The sequence below is a fragment of the Microcoleus sp. A003_D6 genome (assembly GCF_036702825.1).
Lineage (GTDB): Bacteria > Cyanobacteriota > Cyanobacteriia > Cyanobacteriales > Microcoleaceae > Microcoleus.
Window position 1 is genome coordinate 1 of record NZ_JAUBWA010000049.1, and the last position, 20,467, is coordinate 20,467.

A 20,467-nucleotide genomic window follows, 5' to 3' on the forward strand; every position below is an offset into this window, starting at 1 on the left:
CACGGCTACTTCGGTCGTTTGATTTTCCAATACGCGAGTTTCAACAACAGCCGTTCCTTGCACTTCTTGTTAGGTGCATGGCCAGTAGTTGGCATCTGGTTTACCGCTTTGGGTATTTCCACGATGGCTTTCAACTTGAACGGTTTCAACTTCAACCAATCGATTATCGACTCTCAAGGTCGCGTCATCAACACTTGGGCTGATGTTATCAACCGCGCTAACTTGGGTATGGAAGTAATGCACGAGCGCAATGCTCACAACTTCCCGCTTGATTTGGCTGCAAGTGAAGTCACTCCCGTAGCAATGGTTGCTCCTTCTATCAACGGCTAAGTTTTAGTCTGAGATTACAAAAAGCGCTCCTAGAAATAGGGGCGCTTTTTGTTTGGGAAAAATATTTTTACTGCGGGGATTTGAAGTATTTTTAATCGGGTTGAACCGCCGCTAGAATTTGTCCGGCTGTCACCGTTTGCCCCTTTTCACAAAACAACTCTGCTACAGTTCCCGCCACATCAGCAGTAATAGCAATTTCCATTTTCATCGCTTCCAAAATTAACAGGCGATCGCCCTCAGCAACCGCATCTCCAACATTAACCAGCACCTGCCAAACATTAGCCGAAACGTGAGCGACAACGGCCTCACAGCCAGCAGGCAAATTCACCTCCGCCACTCCCTCAGCCACATCCGCCGAGGATTCTGCTGCCACTTCAGCTTCAAATTCCCCGGATGCAGCCCAGCGATCGCGCTCTGCATTAAATGCGGCCTGCTGCTGCGCTTTAAATTCAGCAGCACTCCCCGCAATAGAATGCAAAAACTCATTGTATTCTCTCAAATTAAAAGTGATTTCCTCAACCTTTAATTTAAACTTACCTTCAATAAATTCTTCTCGACAGCGGTGCAATTCCTCATGAGAAACCGGATAAAATCGGATTTGGTCAAAAAAGCGCAAAAGCCAAGGTTTACCCGACTGGAAATCCGCCGTTTGTTTGAACCGATTCCACATTTGAACCGTGCGGCCGACAAATTGATAACCTCCCGGCCCTTCCATCCCGTAAACGCACAAATACGCGCCGCCAATGCCGACTGCATTTTCAGGAGTCCAAGTGCGGGCGGGATTGTATTTAGTAGTAACCAAACGGTGGCGCGGATCGAGGGGAGTTGCGACGGGCGCGCCTAAATAAACGTCTCCCAAACCCATCACTAAATAGCTAGCATTAAATACAATTTCTTTGACTTGTTCGATGCTGTCAAGCCCGTTTATGCGGCGAATAAACTCAATATTGCTGGGACACCAAGGTGCATCCGATCGCACAGACTGCATATATTTTTCAATGGCCAACAGCGTCGATTCATCTTCCCAAGATAAAGGCAAGTGCACAATTCGCGCCGGCACTTCCAAATCCTCGATCGCCGGAAGTTCCGCCTCAGCCGCAATCAGCGCCTGCATTAGCTGCTGTTGCGAAATCTGGCGGCCCTCAAAGTGAATTTGGAGCGATCGCATCCCCGGCACTAATTCGATAACACCAGGCAACGGATTTGCTTTCAACTGTTCCATCAAGGCGTGCGCCCGAAAACGCAAATTTAAATCCAGCACCAACGGGCCGTATTCAACTAGAATATATTTATCCCCAGCTTGACGGTAAGTAACAGCAACCTGTCCCGGAGATTCGGGAATTTCGTGCAAAATTGGAGAGGCGGGAACTGCGGGCAATTCCTCCGCATTTTCCCCAAAAACAGGCAAACAAAAAGTAGCAATTTGCCTATTTTGTGCTAATTCCCGCTGCAAAGCTTCAGCAAAACTCAAACAGTGAAAGCGAATGCTGTCCCCCGGTTTCAGTTGCCCGATTTTCCACAATTCCGACTGCACAATAGTAGCAGGACACACAAAACCTCCCAAACTCGGGCCGTCAAGACCGAGAATTACAGGCATATCGCCCGTAAAGTCGATCGTGCCGATCGCGTAAGCATTATCGTGAATGTTAGACGGGTGCAAACCCGCTTCCCCGCCGTCTTGGCGCGCCCAGGTAGGCTTCGGGCCGATCAGCCGAATACCCGTCCGCGTCGAGTTGTAATGCACCTGCCATTCTGTAGAGAAAAACATTTCGATGTCTGACTCAGTAAAGAAATCCGGCGCGCCGTGAGGCCCGTACAAAACACCGATTTCCCAATTATTGCTGTAACTTGGAATGAGTTCGGGAGGCAAAGATAATTCCGCTTCCAGAGTTGCAGTTTGGTGGAGTTTTAACACATCTCCCGGACGCAGCGTGCGGCCCGCGTGTCCGCCAAATTTGCCCAGTACAAAAGTTGATTTGCTGCCCAAATACTCCGGTACATTAAAGCCGTGTTTGACTGCTAAATAAGTGCGGTAGCCGCCGCCTTGAATGCCTTTTAACTTAAGAATGCTGCCAGCTTTTACGGGAATTGCCGTCCAAAACGGCACTGGTTCGCCGTTTAGCGTTCCCTTCATAATTGCACCAGTCAAACTAATAACTGTATCGGCATTAAAGCGCAGAGTTGGGCCTGTCGCTGTGAATTCCAATCCGGCTGTCGATTCTGGATTTCCTACTAAACGATTTGCCGATCGAAATGCCAGATGATCCATCGGCCCAGAAGGCGGCACGCCAACATCCCAATAGCCAATCCGCCCCGGATAATCCTGAATGCTGCTGTAGGTTCCACCCTCCAATACATCGATCGTTAAAGGTGCGTATTCAAAAGAGTTTAAAAAGCGCGTGTTCAGTTCGCCTCGGTTGAATCTGGAATCGTCCAAAATCTGGCGGAGGTAATCTAAATTAGTTTCAATTCCCGCTATTTCACTGGCATCTAAAGCAGCTTTTAGTTGAGCGATCGCCTGTTCTCGATTATCCCCGCAAACGATTACTTTGGCTAGCAGCGGATCGTAAAAAGGAGTAACCTCCGTGCCGGTTTCTATCCAACTGTCGCAGCGGACGTTTTCGGGAAACACAACTTGATTTAGAAGCCCGGAACTCGGCTGAAAATTCTTGGCGGCATCTTCGGCATAAATTCGCACCTCAATTGAGTGTCCCTGCGGCCGATATCGGTACTCTTCCAGGGGGAACAAATCTCCCGAAGCCTGTTTTACCATCCACTCAACGAGGTCGATGTTGTTGACAGCTTCAGTAACGCCGTGTTCAACTTGCAAGCGCGTGTTGACTTCCAAAAAATAAAACTGTTTCGCATCGACATCAAACACAAATTCAACAGTACCTGCTGACTGGTAATTTACGGCTTGTCCCAACCGCACTGCTGCACCGTACAACTGATTTCGCTGTTCGTCGCTAATAGCAGGGGCGGGAGTTTCTTCTATTACTTTTTGATTGCGCCGCTGCACCGAACAATCTCGCTCGCCCAAGGATATCACATTTCCTTTGCCATCTCCAAAGATTTGGACTTCAATGTGTCTGGCTGTTTGAATGTATTTTTCTAAAAAAACGCCGCTCACTTTAAAATTGCTTTGACTTAAACGCTGTACTTTTTCAAATGCTTCTGCCAAATCTCGATCGCCAAAACAAGCCTGCAAACCGATGCCGCCGCCGCCTGCGGTACTTTTGAGCATCACCGGATAGCCGATCGCGCCAGCCGCTTTTTGGGCATCCTCTAAACTTGCTAAAAGTTCGCTTCCGGGAGTTAGCGGCACTTGATTTGCAGCGGCTATTTCCCGCGCGGTGTGCTTCAATCCAAAGCAGCGCAACTGACTCGGAGTCGGGCCGATAAATGCAATATTTTCCCTTGCACAAGCTTCGGCAAATTCAGCATTTTCGCTCAAAAAGCCGTAACCCGGATGAATAGCTTGAGCTTTTGTTTGGCGCGCAACTTCGAGAATGCGATCGAACCGCAAATAACTCTCGGCTGCGGCGGCTGCACCGATACAAATGGCTTCGCTGGCGGCGAAAACGTGCTTGGCGCGGGCGTCGGCTTCAGAATATACTGCTACCGAAGCAATTCCGAGGCGATCGAGGGTGCGGATAATTCGGCAGGCTATTTCACCGCGATTTGCAATTAGAACTTTGTTAAACATTTGGGTATTTGTATAAATTTTTGATTGATAAGTCAACCGCAGATGTTAGGGAGATGAACGCAGATAAACGCAGATAATTTCTAGATTGGAAAGCTTGGGAATGCAATTGCTTGTTTCTTGGGGCAATAGGGGAGGGCGGTAACAATAGTGCTAGCGTCCCCCTCGCGGCGGGTATATTAGATTAGACGGAATCCCAAACAATCAACTGAATCGGTGTAGGATTGTAAGCGTTGCAAGGATTGTTCATTTGCGGGCAGTTAGAAATAGCAACTAGCGCGTTTATTTCGGCTCGCAAATCAACTGTACTTCCCGGATCGGAGATGCCGTCAACAATTTCTAGGGTGCCGTCTTCGCTAACCGGAACGTTCATAAAGAAGTTGATGTTGCTGACTAAATCTCGTTTGCCCAAACCGTAGGGAAGAATTGCGGCGAGGAAATTTTCAACGCAGGCGTGCTGGTATTTTTTGTCGAGTCCAAACCGCACCGAGTTGCTCTCGCAGCTACAGGCGCCGCCGGAGGTATCGTGCCGCCCGCAGGAGTCAGCAATTATGGTCATCATGGCTCGCCCTTCGTTGGAAATTAGTTGGCTGTTTGTAGTGACAAATATGTTGCCTTGATTGACGATCGTATCGGGGGCGCTGTAGCGTTCTGAAGGGTCATCGGCATTGTAAACTAAAAAGTCTACTGCTTGATTTCCGCCTAAATCTACAATGCGGAGAATCTGTCCTTTTTTGATGACGCGAGACCAGGGATGTGTGGCTGGTAAAACTTCGTTGTAAATTGCTGTTTCTGGATCGAGGATTTGTTGGGTGGTTGCAGTCATGGTTCACTGGGGTTGATGAATTTACAGCATTTTTTGCTGCCGCTCGGTGCGGATTAGATATAGTTTTCAAATCTGGTTTTTTAGGTGTTTTACATCAGTTTTTGATGGCTTTTTTAACCGCAGATGTTAGGCAGATAAACACTGATAAACGCAGATGATGGCGGGAATTGGAGGCGATTAAATGCAGTGCTGTCTATTGCAGGAACAAAGCATCGGTGTTGGTGAAGCCGCGCACGGCTTGCGGGTTGGCGGTGCGGCACAAGTCGTCAGGTGCGGGTGCGGGGGTTTTCACAATCTGAATTTGGATGGGTTTTGGATCGTAAATTGAACCCGGATGCAGGATGTGGGGGCAGTTAGAGATAATTGTCAATACGTTCATTTCGGCTCGCAAATCGATAAAACTCCCCGGTTTTTCGCAGCCTTCGCGAAACTCCATCGTGCCGTCTGGTTTGACGGCAATGCGAGTAAATAAGTTGAGGTTGGGCATGATATCTTTTTTGCTCAATCCCCACCGAGTTAGGGCTTTGAGGAAGTTATCGCGGGAGTTTTTCCAGTCTCCTTCTCCGTATTTTTTGGCATTGCTAATGGCGTTGCTGCATCCTCCTAGCAAATCGTGACAGCCGGATGTGTCTTGGGTGATGGAAAATAGGATGCGTCCCATGTCTGTGTAAAGCACCATGCCTTGTTTGAGAAAGGCGTTGAATTGAATTTTGGCGGTGTCTGCTGCGTTGAAACGTTCGATCGCATTGTCGGCGTTGTAGCACAGCATGGAAACGCCGCGAGAGCCTTCTAAATCGGTGATTCGCAGGGTGTTTCCCCGCTTGATGACTCCCGACCAGTACGCGCCGCCCGGTACGGTTTCTTGCATTAATACGAGGCTTGAATCAATTTGTGAGTTTGGGTCGATCGATAGTTGCACCATAAGTTCCTCTTGATGTATTTGGGTAGGTTAGGGAAACAAAATAATAGTATTTTGTAGCGGCAAAACCCGCCCTTTCCCAAAGTAATATTTATTTCCACTGATATCTTGCACCATTTTCAAGAACGGGCAAGATGCCCGTTCCACAAAACTCAATTTTATTGTGGAACGGGCATCTTGCCCGTTCCTAAATAGGTAATTGACAATGGTGCAAGATGTTAAGTTTCCACTTATTTAAGTTGGCAGTTGCACTCTTGGCGAACAGGCAAGATGCCTGTTCCACAAAGAGTGAGTTTTCTTGTGGGGTGGGCATCCTGCCCGCCCGTAAAAGTGCAAATACAAACCTATTTCTATTTAAGCAGCCATTGCAACTGCTTCTTGTCCGTGTTTCCGCATCAAATCCATGAGTTCGTCGCGGTAATCGTGGAATTTGGCGTGCCGTTTAATGCTGGGAGTGCGATCGGGCAAATTAATCGACATCTCCTTTCTCACTGTACCGGGACGAGCGCCCAAAGCATAAATCCGATTGGAAAGAAACACCGCTTCTTCGACATCGTGGGTAATCATAAAGATTGTAATCTGAGTGCGGCGCCACAAATCGAGCATAAATTCGTGCATCGATTCTTTGGTGTGGATGTCCAAGGCGCCGAAAGGTTCATCCATTAATAACACTTTAGGTTCAGAAGCGAGGGCGCGGGCGATCGCCACCCGCTGTTTCATCCCGCCCGACAATTCCTTCGGTAGCGACGAAGCAAACTGCGTCAATCCTACCACACTCAAATAATAGCTAGCTTGTTCGCGCCGCTTTTGCTTGGACAAGCCTTGAAGTTTGAGGCCAAACTCGGCATTTTCCTGCACGTTCATCCAAGGAAAAAGAGTGTAATGCTGAAATACCATACCTCTATCCGGCCCAGGCGAAACAACTTCCTTGCCGTCAATTTTCACTTCCCCTGTTGTCGGCTTGTCCAATCCCGCAATCTGCCTCAAAAGAGTAGATTTGCCCGAACCGGATGCGCCTACCGCGCAGATAAATTCGCCTTGCTTGATGCTCATATTGATGTCCTTGAGGACAACTAATTTACCCTTTTTCGTTTCAAAGTTTTTGTGCAGGTTGTTGATTTGTAGAAACATGAGTTAATCCTCTGTATTGTAAGTAAAAAATTGATTTGTTTATTCCCAAAATCTGGAAGTTTTAGGAGAAAAAATGATATTTAGCGGGGTTGCAATTTGATTGTAAACCACTGCCTTCTTCCCTCTTCCATCTTCCTTCTTCCCTCTTCCTTCTTCCTTCTTCCTTCAAAATCTGCTTACTGTTTCTGACTTGACCATTTACAAGAAACCCGCAGCAGATATTGAAAAAGCAAGTCAAAAGTCAGCCCGATCGCCCCAATGACAATCAGGCCCACAAAAATTTCATCGGTTCGGAGAAATCGACCGGCGACGCTGATCCGGCGGCCCAAGCCTTCGGTTGCCGCAATCAATTCCGACACGATTACCAATTGCCAAGCCGCAGCTAGGTTGATGCGGCTAGCATCAAGAATTCCCGGCAAAACGTGGGGAAAAATAACTTGAGTGAGGATTTCCCAGCGATTCCCGCCCAACATATAAGTTGCTTCGATCAAGTCTTTTGGAACAAACTTGACTGTATCCATCACCATCAGCGAATTGAAGAAAAAGACGCCGATAAATATCAGCATTATTTTGGGTTCTTCGCCGATTCCCAAGTAGAGAATTAATAGGGGAATGAATGCTGGTGCGGGCATATATCGCATCAAGCCGAACATGGGTTCAAGCAAGGCGCGAATACTGGGAAAACTGCCCATCAGTACGCCAATTGGTATGGAAAAAAGCAAGGCGAACAGAAAGCCCACTCCCACCCGCCACAAACTCGCTACCGTGTCTTTCAACAGTTCGCGAGTGTTCCACAGCCGGCCGAATGCTTCTAAAACTTTGCCGGGGGAAGGCAAAAATTTGGGGTCTACATCGGCGAAAGTTGTTACTAGCCACCACAGCAGCAACGGGAGTGCGATCGATGTTACCGTTAACCCAATATTGAGTGGTTGTGGTATCTCTTCCGCAATCCGCCAGAAAACGGTGGGATTTAGGCTTTTTTGCTTGAGGTGGGATTGGATCGATCGGGGTTCGGGATTTGGTGGCATGATTTAATTGCAGAACGGTTATCGAGTAATTTGAGTAGCTTTTGGGATTTTAAAAAAGAATATTTTTGAAAGTTGCTTGTGTATGCAAAATCGGAAATTCTGCCTCCTAGCTTTTACCTTCGGCATAAGCTTTGATAAAGCGATCGTCAAATAATGTGCTGATATCTGGTTGGGTTTTGGCTAAATTTACATCTACGAGGAATTTAGTCATTTCTGCCGCCGCAAACTGCAAGGATGTCATGTCATTTCCCGGTTGAAATGCTTTCAAGTTTTCCTCAATCGTAAATATCTTAGTGCCGTTTTCATATTCTTTGTATTCCTCTACGCTGACTCCGGCGCGGTTGGCGAGAATCTCGTAAGATTTTTCTTTATTTAATTTCATGTATTCCAATGTTGCAAACCATGAATTGACTAGGGCTTGCACTCGATCGGGGTGTTCGTCTATAAACTTTCGGGTGAATACCAAATGGTCGGAAATCGCCCCCGGAAAATCTTTTGAACTAAACAGTTCCTTGCTGTTCGAGCGTTTTAATGCCTGGGTAGTGAACGGCGCAAATACTGCCACCGCATCGACTTGTCCTCCGACGAAAGCCGCCGCAGCTTTGCCGGTTTCCAGCGGTACAAATTGAATATCTTGCACTGATAAACCTGCTTTTCTCAGCCCTAACAATAAGAGAAAGTGATCGACTGTACCTTCCTCTGCTGCAACTTTTTTTCCTTTCAAATCCGCAACAGAATTGATGCCTTCGGCGACAATTACTTTGTCATTTCCCGTCGAGTTGTCGTTGACTAAAACAATTACTTGGTCGGCGCCGCCTGATATGGAGTTTACTGTATCGCCGAGGGTTTGGCTGTTAGCATTTATCTGTCCTGCGGTGAGGGTGCTGATCGATTCTAAGTAGCCGTCAAACCATTTTAAGTCTACAGGAACATTGTTGGCTTCAAATATCTTTTGTTCTTTGGCAATTTGCCACGGAAACCAGCCAGGCCACGCGCTGAATCCGAGGCGAACTGCATCAGCACTTATTGAAGAAGCTGCTTCTGTTTCTGTCGTGGTTTTGATATAAATTGCCGGGTTGACGCAGCCGATCGCGAAAAACAAGGTTATGAAAAATATGGCACAGTAGGATAAGGGCGATCGCGTTATTTTTGGGGAGCAATATCGGATATTCATAGCAGATTCTGGTTGCTGGTTAGAGGTGAATATGTCGATCGAGCTTTTGCACCTTTCTTGGCTTCCTTAGCTTCCGCAAACCCCCCTGATATACAAGGATAAAGCCCGAGAGCTAACGAACCGAGTCGGCAAGACCGATCGCGTTTCTCCCGGGCTTTTATCCCGCCGTGTAACTGGCTAGTATTTCCCTCAAATTAATAAAATATTGGGATAACCAGTCTGCTTCTCTCGGACCAGCACTTGAACTTTCTAAGCTGAGTTAGAAACTGATTCAAATCGGAACCCTAGAAGCTGTTAAATTTTTTCTGTTTTTGTCTGTATAAGTCCTGTTTGCAAATCAGGGAGTTATTCGAGACTTTTGATTGCTGCAATGCACTTAGCTTTTTGAAAGGTAAGCATACTGTAGCGTGCGATCGTACTAGATTGCTACGTTTCAAACGGTAACAGCAAGTTCGATCGTAAAATGTGTAGAATGTTACAAAATACGGTTTTTCTCGGGTTTTTAACTAATGTGAATGGGAAGTCCCGCGCTCTACCGGAGGTGAGCGTCGGGATGAAAATGAACCAAAAAATAACTTGAGCGACAGCGAATCAATATCGTTTTTGTGTGGTACGATAACTTTATCTGTATTCGGCAATCTTGATAAATGTATAAGGCATACAAGTACAGAATTTATCCCACAGATGAGCAAGAATTCTTGCTAGCAAAGTCTTTTGGCTGTGCGAGATGGTTTTGGAACTATGCTTTGAATTTATGTCAAGAAACTTACAAGAATACTGGTAAAGGACTGTCTAGAGGGTGTATACAAGGCTTACTTCCTGCACTCAAAAAAGAATACGAATGGCTAAAAGAACCCTATTCTCAATGTTTGCAGGTAGTTGCACTAAATTTGTCTACTGCCTATAAAAACTTCTTTGACAAGAGGGCGATGCCGCCCAAATTTAAAGCCAAGCACGGCAGGCAATCGATCGGCTATCCTCAAAATGTCAAATTCGAGGGTGACTATATCAGCCTGCCTAAAATTGGCTTAGTTTTTTGTCGGCGACACCGTGATTTTGATGGCGACATCAAAACAGTCACCGTGTCTCGCAACCCGGACGGTAAACACTTTGTTTCTGTTTTGATTGATGACGGGAAAGAAAAACCTGAACTGGTTCCAGGAAATAAAGCGATTGGTATTGATGTAGGATTGACTCATTTTGCGATTACCAGTGATGGTTCTAAATTTAGCAATCCCAAACATTTTGTCAAACGCCAGCGGAACTTAAAGCGAAAACAACATTCGCTTTCTCGCAAAAAGAAAGGCAGTCAAAACCGAAAGAAGGCAAGGCTGGCAGTGGCAAAAGTTCACTCCAAAATTGCTCGGTGCCGTGAAGATTTTCTGCACAAGCTATCCCGCAAGATAGTGAACGAAAACCAAGTTATTGCAGTAGAAAATCTCAATATCAAAGGTATGGTAAAGAATCATAACTTAGCTTCATCGATTAGTGATGTTGGCTGGGGTATGTTCTGTACCATGCTCAAGTACAAGGCTGAAAGTGAAGGAAAGCAATATGTCGAAATTGACAGATGGTTTCCTAGCTCTAAGACTTGCCATGTATGTCTAAATCGAGTTGAGAGTCTCACTCTTGATATTAGGACATGGACTTGTCGGCATTGCGGTACTCATCACGATCGCGACATAAATGCTTCAATCAACATTAGAAATGAAGCCTTGCGGATTTTGGCGTTAGGAACTAGCGCGAATGCCTGCGGAGGGGATGTAAGTCGACAAGAGTAAAATTTCGGTTTTGTTGGACGCTGTTCCCGTTGAATCAGGAAGCCAGCGCTGTACCACTTAAGTGGTCAGCGTCTGGTAGTTCACGATGAAAGTTTTTGGAGGATTAAACCGGGCGATTGTCGATCGCGAAGTTTACCTGCATACAGACGAAACCCGCAAGGCAAAAATTGCAGATTTGTTGAGAAATACTTCGATCGCCCTAGACTGGATGCGAGGCCGGGGCGGGTTTATGAGATTGTCAATTATTTGCAGGTTTTTGTTGGTGAACCCGCCCCGGCTGACAAATGATATATGGTAAAATCCAGGGTGAATTTAAAATTTAAAATTAGTGAGTTAATGAAACTAAAGGCGTTGCTGATTTACGGTATGAAAGGCTAAATAGGCCAGTCATAGAAACCAGTATCGACAAAGCTTGGGGATTTTCAACTGATTTTTTTCATACCCTGATTAAGCAACGCCAGAGTGCGATCGAATAGATAAGCATGGGGGGGCGGGTTTACGAGATAAGCTGTCGCGCATTTAAATTGCATATTCGGGGCGGGCTAGAAGCCCACCCCACAAGAGTTTGATTGTTTTTTGACAGCCAATTTAAATGCAGAACAGCTTATTTAGTTTCCCAGATAGATGGTTGGTAAAACCAGCCCCTACGATCGCAAATTATCCGATCCAGAATCAACCGGACATGATATAAAAGCTCGATCGACTATCAACACGATCGAGCTGGCGTACCGACAATTACCCACTGCATTAACTGCTGCCACTCGGGAGATTGAGCTAATAAATCTGCATCCAATTCATTTCCCGCATTCTGCGAAAACTCGGCGAAACATTCCGTCCAATTAATTACTGTTTCCACAGGCAAATAAGGCGTATAATTCCAAGAACGCTGCAAAAACTCTACCATCTCAACAGAATGACCCGTGCGGTACAAATACCAAGCAATCCAAACTAAGGTACTGTACTTGATTTGCTTTTCCAACAAACGTATTTTATCCGGCAATTCGGGGCGGGCAAAAAAATTGTCCGTGACTGCGGCGAGGGATTTAGCCTGCGGTAAACCTTTGTACATGGCGCTTTGTTCGTGCTGGCGGTAGCAAACTGTTACTTGCCGCAGCCAATCTGCTTCGCATCCTATTAAGGCTAAACGCAGCACTAAATCTGTATCTTCGGCTGGTGGAAATCGAGGATCGAAGCCGCCGGCGCGCTCTAACCAATGGCGGCGAAACATCATCGCGCTGGGTAATACCGGTTTCCACCTGAGCCACATTTCTAAGTCTAATTTAGGGACGTTTTGCCAGGGTTTGACATCTTTTAGCGGTTCGCCTATACTATTAACTAGACGCCAGCCGCTGTGGACTATTCCTAGATTTGGTTTCGCTGCAAATACAGCCATTTGTGCTGCTATTTTGTCTGGGAAAAAGTAGTCGTCAGCATCGAGAAAGGCGATGAATTCTCCTCGCGCTAGCTCGATGCCGCGATTTCGGGCGATCGAAACTCCTTGATTTTGTTGGTAAATGTAGCGAATTCGATCGCCATATTGCTCTAAAACTAATCTGGTGTCATCTTTGGAACCGTCGTCTACTACAATAATTTCCCAGTCAGTATAGGTTTGGTGCAGAACGCTATCTACGGCTTGACCGACGTAATCCGCGCAATTGTAAGCCGGAATTACTACGCTTACCTGCGGAGTGCGATCGCTCATAACATCACTCATAATTAATTATATTAAATTCGGTTGCGTCTTTATTGTACAATAGTTATAGGGTGCGTCAGTTCCTGACGCACCCTAGAAAGGGTTCTTTTATTCATTAATTTCCGTAATTTCCGTTCAAGAATTTGCAAATGTAAGTTGGTGCGAATTCAGTAAATCAGGGCGGCTAATTGCTAAAGGGTTGCGATCGCCTTTTACCTTCAAATACTTGTCAGCTACTTGCAAAACCTGTTCGGGATTGGGTGGCTTGCTCAAAAAATCGGAAGCACCTGTAAATTTCGCTCGCGTGCGGTCAATTATAGTGTCTTTACAGGTCAAAAACACGATCGGAGTTTCCCGAAAAGCCGGTGTTTTTCGCAAAAAATTGCACAAAGCAAAGCCGCTTGTCTTCGGCATCACCACGTCCATAAAAATTAAACCAGGCTTGTGTTTGGCGATGATGCCCACTCCCTGCATCGGGTCTTGAATTTTTAGGACTCGATACCCCGCCGGCAATAAAATTTGCTCTAAAAATTCGCATACTGTCGGACTGTCATCGATACAGGCAATCAAAGGGCGACCCGGCCGGGTCATCGCCGCGGCAAGGCGCCACTGTTCTATAGGCGATGGCAAGTCTGGTACTGTTCGGAAATTTACTAAACCCTGCTTGATATAATTAACTAAAGCGCGAGTTGCCACTGTCACGCACTGCTTTTTCTTAAATGCAATATCCCAAAGAGTATTCTCGCCGTTAAATACGTTAGCCAAAGCTATCAAAGAATTAGAACTAAATCGATTTTGCTGCAACTGGGCCGACGCTTTTAAAAGCGGTGCTTGTTCTGGATCTACCAGCCACAAACCCATTGCTTTCCACTTGTGCCAAAGTTCTTCTGTAGAGCACAGAATTTGCTCTACTTCCGTTAAAGACAGCACCAAAGAAGAGATAATTTTAGAAAAATATTTTTCGGACGGACGCCACTCCCGGCGCAAACCCGATTGACCGATCAGAGCAAAGAACACTTCGGAAACGCTGCTGTGGACGATCGCCCTAGCTTGTTCCAAACTCATTTCGCTGGCTGCTAACCCTTGCTCTATCAGTTGATATTCCCACAGTTCCCCAGCATCGAGGTCTCTGAGATCCACTTGAAAGTTTCGACAGTGTTGCCCGATCGCCCTGTACCACCGTCTCGCTCTGTGCGATCCTCCTGTGGCATAAACCAGACTACCCCGAAAAAAGTAAAGTTGCCACTGTTGTTCACCTTGCTCTAACAGCAGCTTCCCCGTTGCCTGTTTCTGGTCGAGGACTGCCAAAGTATGAGACAACATTTTGTACCCGATTGCGGTAGCAGACATATTCACTCGCATCCCCTGTACTCTGTTTCTACTATTATATAGCTGCTCATTTGTGGAAAAGAACAGTAATATTACTGAATTTTGGTAAAAAAAAACAATTAATGCTACGAGTTTAACCGTATCAGGGAGTGATTCCCCTCGGGAGTTTTAGCCATGAGGATGCAACGCCTCTGTGCACTATTAACTAATGACTAAAATCCTGCTTCTCAATAATAATTAATTCCCCTCGCTATCTTTGGGAGGTACGGGATCGTAACCCCCAGGATGAAAAGGATGACAGCGCAAAATCCGCTTAACTGCCATGAATCCGCCGCGGGCCGCCCCAAATCTTTCTATGGCTTCGATCGCGTATTGCGAACAAGTTGGGTGAAATCTACAGGCGTTAGGCAAATAAGGAGAAATCCCCATTTTGTAGCCTCGGATTAATCCGGTCAGCAATATTTTCACAATTTTGGCCTCAGCGCTTGATTAAATTAATCGAAAAATCTTGTCCCATGCCACTAAAAGCTAGGTAAATCCACAGCATCCCCAGCGGTTCTAGCAATCGAGCTTGCTTCAAATCCCCCGCATCAATCACCTCAAATCCGATGTCTTGCGCGACATTAGTTACAATTTTATTCGCCTCTACATCGTCTCCGCAAATAAACGCAGTTGCTGTTTGCGAGCCGAACTGCAAATTTTCACGCACGCCTCTTGGGTGGCACTCCAAGGCGTAGCTAAGGAACGCAAATTAAATAACTTACAATTTTAATTGTTATTGTGGGATGGGCGTCCCGCCCGTCCAAAAAGGGCGGGCGGGACGCCCAACTCCTACTCCCCACTTTCAAGAGTGTAAGTTATTTAATTCACATTCCTAATATCAAAACTTCTCCGTGACTTGCAGCTTCCCGAACGCTAGCTGCTAGTGCTTTCCCTCCTGTAGATTCTACAGCAGACTGCACTTTAGAACTCTGTGGGTCTCTGACACCAAATACTATTTCATGACCTTTTTGTGTTAAAATGCGTCCCAGAGTTCCGCCAACATTTCCAGCGCCAATTATACCTATTTTCATTTTTTGCCTCTTTAATAGCTAAAACACAATTTGAGGAGCCAAGATGCTACTTGTATCTGAAGTAACTACTTGACCGATACCTAAAAATTGATTGTCTTCATTGTAAACCTGCAAGAGAGAAGATGAGGAAATGGAAAGATTTTTTTCTACTTTCCTATTTTCCATAATTTCTGCGATCGGGAGGCGCTGACCTTGAAACCAGCGTTTGGTATATTCAGGGGAAAGGACGATCGCCCCTAAATGTCCCAAAACCTGCGCTGGCAAAATCGGGCAGAATTTATTCTCCTGCAATTGCAGTTCCAATTCTTCAAAACTGAGACTTTGGTCGATCGAGAAACCGCTGCTTTCGGTGCGAGTCAAACAAGCCAAAGTACCGCCTGCATTCAACAGTGCGCCCAAATCCCGCGCGATCGCCCGAATGTAAGTACCCGCCCCGCAGGCGATCGCCAAATCCAATTCAGGAAAATCCCCCGATCGCCAATCCAAGATTTCCAGTCGAAAAACCTCGACATTTCTAGCAGCAACTTCCACAGTTTCGCCTTTTCTAGCTAACTCGTAAAGGCGTTTTCCTCCCACCTGAACCGCACTAAAACTCGGCGGAAATTGCTCGATTTTTCCGATAAAGTTCGGCAGTGCAGATTGCACTTTTTCTAAACTCAACTCCGGCACCGGCCGAGAATGGATAATTTCTCCTTCCAAATCGTCTGTAGCGGTAATTAAGCCAAACCGAATCGTGCCTCGGTAAGCTTTATTGTGTTGGAGAAATTGCAGCAGTCTGGTTGCTTTGCCCAGGGCGATCGGCAAAACGCCAGTCACAGCAGGATCGAGGGTTCCTCCGTGTCCGACTCGCTTGAGTTTCAATAGCCGGCGCACTCGCCCCACGCAGTCGTGAGAAGTCATGCCCGCAGGTTTGTTGAGATTGAGAAAACCGTCAGTAGTCATTAGAAAGAAGTCATTAGTCATTAGTCCTTAGTCATTAGTCAAAAGGAAGTTCGGCAACTGATTTTTTAACGGATTTAACGGATAGAAGTCAGATGGAAGTTCGGCAACTGATTTTTTAACGGATTTAACGGATAGATGGAATAAGTAATAAGGAGGATGAAAATTGTTGAGATTACTTTTATAAAATATCGCTCCGAAGAGCTTTACTCGCAAGGCGAAAGCCGTGCATGAGTTGAAAAGTTGAACATTGAAAACTTAAAACTCAAAAGTACCCATTCCCAATTACCCATTCCCAATTACCCATTCCCAATTAAAAAATAAAGTCCGCCTGACTGATAGAAGTGCTGGCAACTCCGAATAAAGTAGCCAGAGTTTCCTTGGTGCTTGTAAGCTGAATAATTGTACTCGGCGAAGTTCCGGTTCCAGCGGAAATGGTGAGTTCGCCAAAGGTAAGACCGGCACTCAAGCGAATTCGATCGCTCACATCAGTAAAATCTGCAATCACATCCCCGTCTGCCAAACGCCCGATCGCAAAAGTATCGTTTCCGGCGCCGCCAGTTAAAGTATCTCGGCCGCGATCGCCCGATAAACAGTCATCGCCGATGCCACCAAGCAGCGAGTCGTCGCCAGCACCCCCAAACAAAGTATCATTGCCCGCGCCTCCCAACAAAGTATCGCTATCTTGGTTGCCAAACAGCAAATCATTGCCATCGTCGCCGCTTACCGAGTCAGAACCTTTGCCACCGTAGAAAGTATCGTCGCCCTCGCTGCCCAAAACGCTGTCGCGGCCTGCACCGCCGAACAGCAAATCATTACCAGCCCCGCCCCGCACAGAGTCGTCACCGTCGCCACCGTACAGGCTATCGTCTCCCGCCAAGCCGAAAATGGTGTCAGGGCCGCCCAAACCGAATATCAAGTCAGCGCCCGCAGTACCGCTGATGGAGTCGGGGCCGCTGGTGCCTCTCCTGCCACTAGCATCGCCTCCGGGATTGGTACCCCCGCTGGTGGGGGTTGGGGTTGTGATTCTGGGAATTGGCTGAGATGGCACTGCTGTCGGCATGACTGTGAAGATGGGTAAAAATTTGCAATTCTAACTTAGCTTAAAAGCGGAAGTTATAAGCTCGCCAACCGCCGAGATCGGAAATATCGATCGCACCCGCCACAGCATAAGATTCGCACAAAAAGCCCTGCACCGTAGAGGCGTCCTCCAACACCAGCGTACCAATTCCCAGGGGCGGGGGAATTTGAGCGACAAATCGGCCGAAAGCTGCGATCGACAACTCCCAAACTTCCACCTCGATCGCGCTACCGCCCTCGTTCTGCCGCACCAATCCCGGCTTGGGAATCGCTGTCCCCGTCAAAGCGTACAGCCTGTAAATCGGGCTGGTACGGCAGGCGCGAACCAAAATTCCTCCGAGTTCGATTAGTTGATAATTCAGCGGCTCACCGCTCAAATGAGCGCCAACCACGGCTATTTTGACTTGTTCTTCTGAGGACAATTTGGCTGCGGTGGCGGGTTCCGGGAAGGTTGGCAGCGGTAGACCGGTTGCGCCCAAAGTTCCCCCCAAGCTGGCGTGGAAAGCAGATCCCAGGCGGCAGAGCGATAAATCGTGCCACGCAGGAGCCATCAGTGTCAATCCTGCGGGCAATCCGCTGCTTTGAAACCCGCTGGGAACTGCGATCGCGCACAAATCGAGCAAATTCGCAAAGTTCGTGTAGCGCCCGAGATTTGTGTTGAGCGCGATCGGCTCGGCTGCAACTTCTGCGACAGTATAAATCGTACCTGTCGTGGGAACCGCCAACACATCCATTGACTGCCACTGAATTGCTGCGATCTGGCGGAGCTCGGCCAACCGGTACGACGCGCGGTAGGCAGAGACGGCATCGTAGCGTTTGCCACCGCTGATAATTTCGTACACGATCGGATCGATCGCATCTGGGTGCGCGTCGAGGAAATCGCCGATCGCGGCCAACCTTTCTGCTACCCAAGGCCCGCCGTAGAGCAGTTCGGCAGCATCCGCAAAGGGTTTGAAGTCAATAGGTACGATCGTGCAGCCCAAAGATTGCAAGCGCGCGATCGCCGAACGGTAGCGGTGTTCGGCTTCTGCATTCCCGAAAAATTCGAGTTCCCCGTCTGCGGGAACTCCCACCCGCAAGCTCGATAAATCGGGCAAAACTTTCGTTTCAGGGCGGCGAGAAAACGCATCTTCAGCGTCAAAACCGCTCGCTACTTGCAGCACTGCTGCGGCATCCGCACAAGTTAGAGCGAACACAGAAACGCAATCGAGCGATCGCACCGCCGGCAGCAGCCCGCGAGTGCTTACCAGCCCGCAACTTGGCTTCAGCCCGACAATGTTGGTAAAAGCAGCGGGAACCCGCCCCGATCCTGCGGTATCGGTACCCAGAGCAAAACTTACCAATCCGGCCGAGACTGCTGCTGCGGAACCGGAACTCGATCCGCCCGGGATGTAGCGCCGATCGAACGGATTGCGACAAACTCCATAAGGCGTGCGGGTTCCCACTAATCCTGTGGCAAACTGATCCATGTTCGTTTTGCCGATCGCGATCGCACCTGCCGCGCACAGGCGCTCTACGGCTGCCGACGATCGCCCTGGAGTGCGAGCAAACGGAGGACATCCCGCCGTAGTGGGAACGCCCGCCCAATCGAGATTATCTTTGATCGCAAAAGGTATTCCGTAGAGCGGCAATTGTTGCGGGTCTAGGTTTTCCAAAGCTTTGGCGCGTTCGAGGGTTTCCGCGATCGGTGCTAAATAAATCCACACCGCCGGATCTGCATAGCGTTCGATCCGATCGTACACGCTGGCGATCGCATCTGCGGGCGCGATCGAGCCTGTGCGGTAGCGATCGAGCAGCGAATTAATGTCGAGACTGTTGCTGTAGTTAAATTTTTCCATAATGCACCGTCAATTTCACTGAACTCGATCGATTTTAGATTGAAGAATTGACCAAAAGACGAGCCCGCCGGGCCCCTGGCTTTAGACACGGGGAAAAGTCGGTAGCGGTTTCAACCGCCTTCAATATTTCTTAATGAAATATATCAAGGATTGGTGCTAGAATTGAGGAGATTGAGTAGGAATAACCATCTAAATGTTCCTAATTTACGGTATGCAAGGCAAAATATGCAAGTCATAGAAACCATTTTCGACACAGTTTCTGGATTTTAAAATTATTTTTTCATACCCTGATTAAGCAACGCCAGATTTTAGAATTATCTGCAACTGACGCACCCTAAATCATATTGGTTATTGCTTATTTTTTCAGGTGCGTCAATCGATTTTAGATTAAAGAATTGAACAATAGACCTCTTGCAAAAATAACTAGGACGGGCAAGATGCCCATCCCACAAAAAACATTTTTCCTTGTGGAACGGGCCGGAGAGCCCGTTCCAAAATTTGATTAAAAGGACTTTTGCAAGAGGTCTAATGATCTGCAACTGACGCACCCTACAGATTGGTTATTCCTTTGCCGAAAAAGAGTTGCCGCAGCTACAGCTTTGGGCGGCATTGGGATTGTGAAATCGGAAACCTCCGCCCATCAAGTCTTCTGAATAATCCAAAGTGAGCTCATTGAGATATTTTAAGTGCTGGGGGTCGATCGCAACGGAAATTCCCTCGGACTCGCATACAGCGTCTTCTGGGGCTGGCGCATCGTCAAATGTCATTGTATAAGACAAACCCGAGCAGCCGCTCGATTCCACGCCCAGACGAAATAAAGCATTGGGGTTCGGATGCTTCGACTTGAGGCGCGTTACTTCTATCGCTGCTGTTTTGCTCAGATGAATCATTATTTGTAATTTGTAATTTGTAATTGGAATGTAGGGTGCACGGCTAAGCTGTTAGTCATTTAAATTTATTGCCTCAACCCCTTGCAGTATGGGGTCTAGCCCACCAATAGTACAGTTTGAATGTCGAACAGCTTAGGCGCACCTTACCCGGAGAATGTAGGGTGCAGCGGTGCACCTTACCCCTATATCTTGAGCAACTTGAGTTACTTAGCCTTTTCATTACGAGCATAATCGTCTTGAAAGCGGATAATATCATCTTCTCCGAGATATTCGCCATTCTGCACTTCAATTAAAATCAGGGGGATAACTCCCGGATTTTCCAAGCGGTGAGAAGTGCACTGAGGAACGTAGGTAGACTGATTTGTAAACAAAACTTGTTCAGTGTCGCCGCAAGTAACTTTTGCAGTACCAGAAACTACGATCCAGTGTTCGCTGCGGTGGTGGTGCATTTGCAGGCTGAGGCGGTGTCCAGACTTAACTTCGATCCGCTTAATTTTATATCCTGGGCCTTCTTCTAGAGTCGTAAAGGAGCCCCAAGGCCGCAATTCGGTGGCGGCTATTGCGTTGGGTGCAGCAGGTGCGTGCAGAGTAGATACTTGAGAAATTTCTTGAATCTGAACCATGATTTTTACTCCTTGAGGATTGCTTCCTGAATCCTTTGGTAAACGACGTTGTTTTTTGAGATTAGCTAATTTATCCTTAAAACCGAAGTCCGATCGCGCGAACCGCTTAG

Annotated in this window: 17 protein-coding genes, 2 pseudogenes and 1 riboswitch; of the genes and pseudogenes, 3 read left to right on the forward strand and 16 right to left on the reverse strand. The window is 47.3% G+C overall.

Annotated elements, in window-relative coordinates; all coding sequences use genetic code 11:
- Positions 1-330: pseudogene (locus QUB70_RS15235) on the forward strand (photosystem II q(b) protein); the annotation flags it as partial.
- A gap of 91 nt (positions 331-421) precedes the next feature.
- On the opposite strand, the gene uca reads toward QUB70_RS15235, so the two are convergent.
- The 6 genes from uca to QUB70_RS15265 all read right to left on the reverse strand — a co-directional run bounded on the left by uca (position 422) and on the right by QUB70_RS15265 (position 9,111).
- Positions 422-4,036, reverse strand: coding sequence for an urea carboxylase (gene uca / locus QUB70_RS15240; protein ID WP_332981552.1), 3,615 nt, complete (start codon positions 4,034-4,036; stop codon positions 422-424).
- Positions 4,037-4,217: 181 nt separating this feature from the next.
- The gene (locus QUB70_RS15245; protein WP_332981554.1) at positions 4,218-4,859 is read right to left on the reverse strand and encodes an urea amidolyase associated protein UAAP2; all 642 of its coding nucleotides are present in this window, start codon (positions 4,857-4,859) and stop codon (positions 4,218-4,220) included.
- A 193-nt stretch (positions 4,860-5,052) separates the two neighbouring features.
- On the reverse strand, positions 5,053-5,781 hold the full coding sequence (locus QUB70_RS15250) for an urea amidolyase associated protein UAAP1 (RefSeq protein WP_332981555.1): 729 nt from the start codon (positions 5,779-5,781) through the stop codon (positions 5,053-5,055).
- Positions 5,782-6,132: 351 nt separating this feature from the next.
- Positions 6,133-6,909: an ABC transporter ATP-binding protein gene (locus QUB70_RS15255; protein ID WP_332981556.1), complete on the reverse strand. Its 777-nt coding sequence runs from the start codon at positions 6,907-6,909 to the stop codon at positions 6,133-6,135.
- A 176-nt stretch (positions 6,910-7,085) separates the two neighbouring features.
- Complete coding sequence (locus QUB70_RS15260; protein WP_332981557.1) at positions 7,086-7,937, reverse strand: ABC transporter permease; 852 nt, start codon at positions 7,935-7,937, stop codon at positions 7,086-7,088.
- 106 nt (positions 7,938-8,043) lie between these two features.
- A complete protein-coding gene (locus QUB70_RS15265) occupies positions 8,044-9,111 on the reverse strand; it encodes an ABC transporter substrate-binding protein (RefSeq protein ID WP_332981559.1) in 1,068 nt (355 codons plus the stop codon).
- Positions 9,112-9,255: 144 nt separating this feature from the next.
- A riboswitch (guanidine-I (ykkC/yxkD leader) is annotated at positions 9,256-9,410 on the reverse strand.
- 348 nt (positions 9,411-9,758) lie between these two features.
- Here QUB70_RS15265 and tnpB point away from each other — a divergent pair.
- Positions 9,759-10,892: an IS200/IS605 family element RNA-guided endonuclease TnpB gene (gene tnpB, locus QUB70_RS15270; protein ID WP_332981561.1), complete on the forward strand. Its 1,134-nt coding sequence runs from the start codon at positions 9,759-9,761 to the stop codon at positions 10,890-10,892.
- 85 nt (positions 10,893-10,977) lie between these two features.
- Positions 10,978-11,190, forward strand: a complete 213-nt coding sequence (locus QUB70_RS15275) for a hypothetical protein (RefSeq protein WP_332981562.1) — start codon at positions 10,978-10,980, stop codon at positions 11,188-11,190.
- Positions 11,191-11,598: 408 nt separating this feature from the next.
- Here QUB70_RS15275 and QUB70_RS15280 read toward each other — a convergent pair whose 3' ends face one another.
- The 10 genes and pseudogenes from QUB70_RS15280 to QUB70_RS15325 form a co-directional block, all read right to left on the reverse strand.
- Positions 11,599-12,606: a glycosyltransferase family 2 protein gene (locus QUB70_RS15280; protein WP_332981565.1), complete on the reverse strand. Its 1,008-nt coding sequence runs from the start codon at positions 12,604-12,606 to the stop codon at positions 11,599-11,601.
- Between the two features lie 114 nt (positions 12,607-12,720).
- Positions 12,721-13,935 (reverse strand): response regulator, encoded by a 1,215-nt coding sequence (locus QUB70_RS15285; RefSeq protein WP_332981566.1) that lies wholly within the window; start codon positions 13,933-13,935, stop codon positions 12,721-12,723.
- Between the two features lie 216 nt (positions 13,936-14,151).
- Entirely contained in the window at positions 14,152-14,382 is a 231-nt protein-coding gene (gene yidD / locus QUB70_RS15290) for a membrane protein insertion efficiency factor YidD (RefSeq protein WP_332981567.1), read from the reverse strand.
- 10 nt (positions 14,383-14,392) lie between these two features.
- Positions 14,393-14,623: a hypothetical protein gene (locus QUB70_RS15295; RefSeq protein ID WP_332981569.1), complete on the reverse strand. Its 231-nt coding sequence runs from the start codon at positions 14,621-14,623 to the stop codon at positions 14,393-14,395.
- 157 nt (positions 14,624-14,780) lie between these two features.
- Positions 14,781-14,990, reverse strand: a pseudogene (locus QUB70_RS15300) (NAD(P)-binding domain-containing protein); the annotation flags it as partial.
- 15 nt (positions 14,991-15,005) lie between these two features.
- Positions 15,006-15,929, reverse strand: coding sequence for a tRNA pseudouridine(55) synthase TruB (gene truB / locus QUB70_RS15305; RefSeq protein ID WP_332981631.1), 924 nt, complete (start codon positions 15,927-15,929; stop codon positions 15,006-15,008).
- Between the two features lie 310 nt (positions 15,930-16,239).
- A complete protein-coding gene (locus QUB70_RS15310; RefSeq protein ID WP_332981571.1) occupies positions 16,240-16,989 on the reverse strand; it encodes a calcium-binding protein in 750 nt (249 codons plus the stop codon).
- A 40-nt stretch (positions 16,990-17,029) separates the two neighbouring features.
- The gene (gene atzF, locus QUB70_RS15315; protein WP_332981573.1) at positions 17,030-18,844 is read right to left on the reverse strand and encodes an allophanate hydrolase; all 1,815 of its coding nucleotides are present in this window, start codon (positions 18,842-18,844) and stop codon (positions 17,030-17,032) included.
- 560 nt (positions 18,845-19,404) lie between these two features.
- A complete protein-coding gene (locus QUB70_RS15320; RefSeq protein WP_332981576.1) occupies positions 19,405-19,734 on the reverse strand; it encodes a HesB/IscA family protein in 330 nt (109 codons plus the stop codon).
- A 203-nt stretch (positions 19,735-19,937) separates the two neighbouring features.
- The gene (locus tag QUB70_RS15325; RefSeq protein WP_332981578.1) at positions 19,938-20,357 is read right to left on the reverse strand and encodes a cupin domain-containing protein; all 420 of its coding nucleotides are present in this window, start codon (positions 20,355-20,357) and stop codon (positions 19,938-19,940) included.
- Positions 20,358-20,467: the final 110 nt, after the last annotated feature.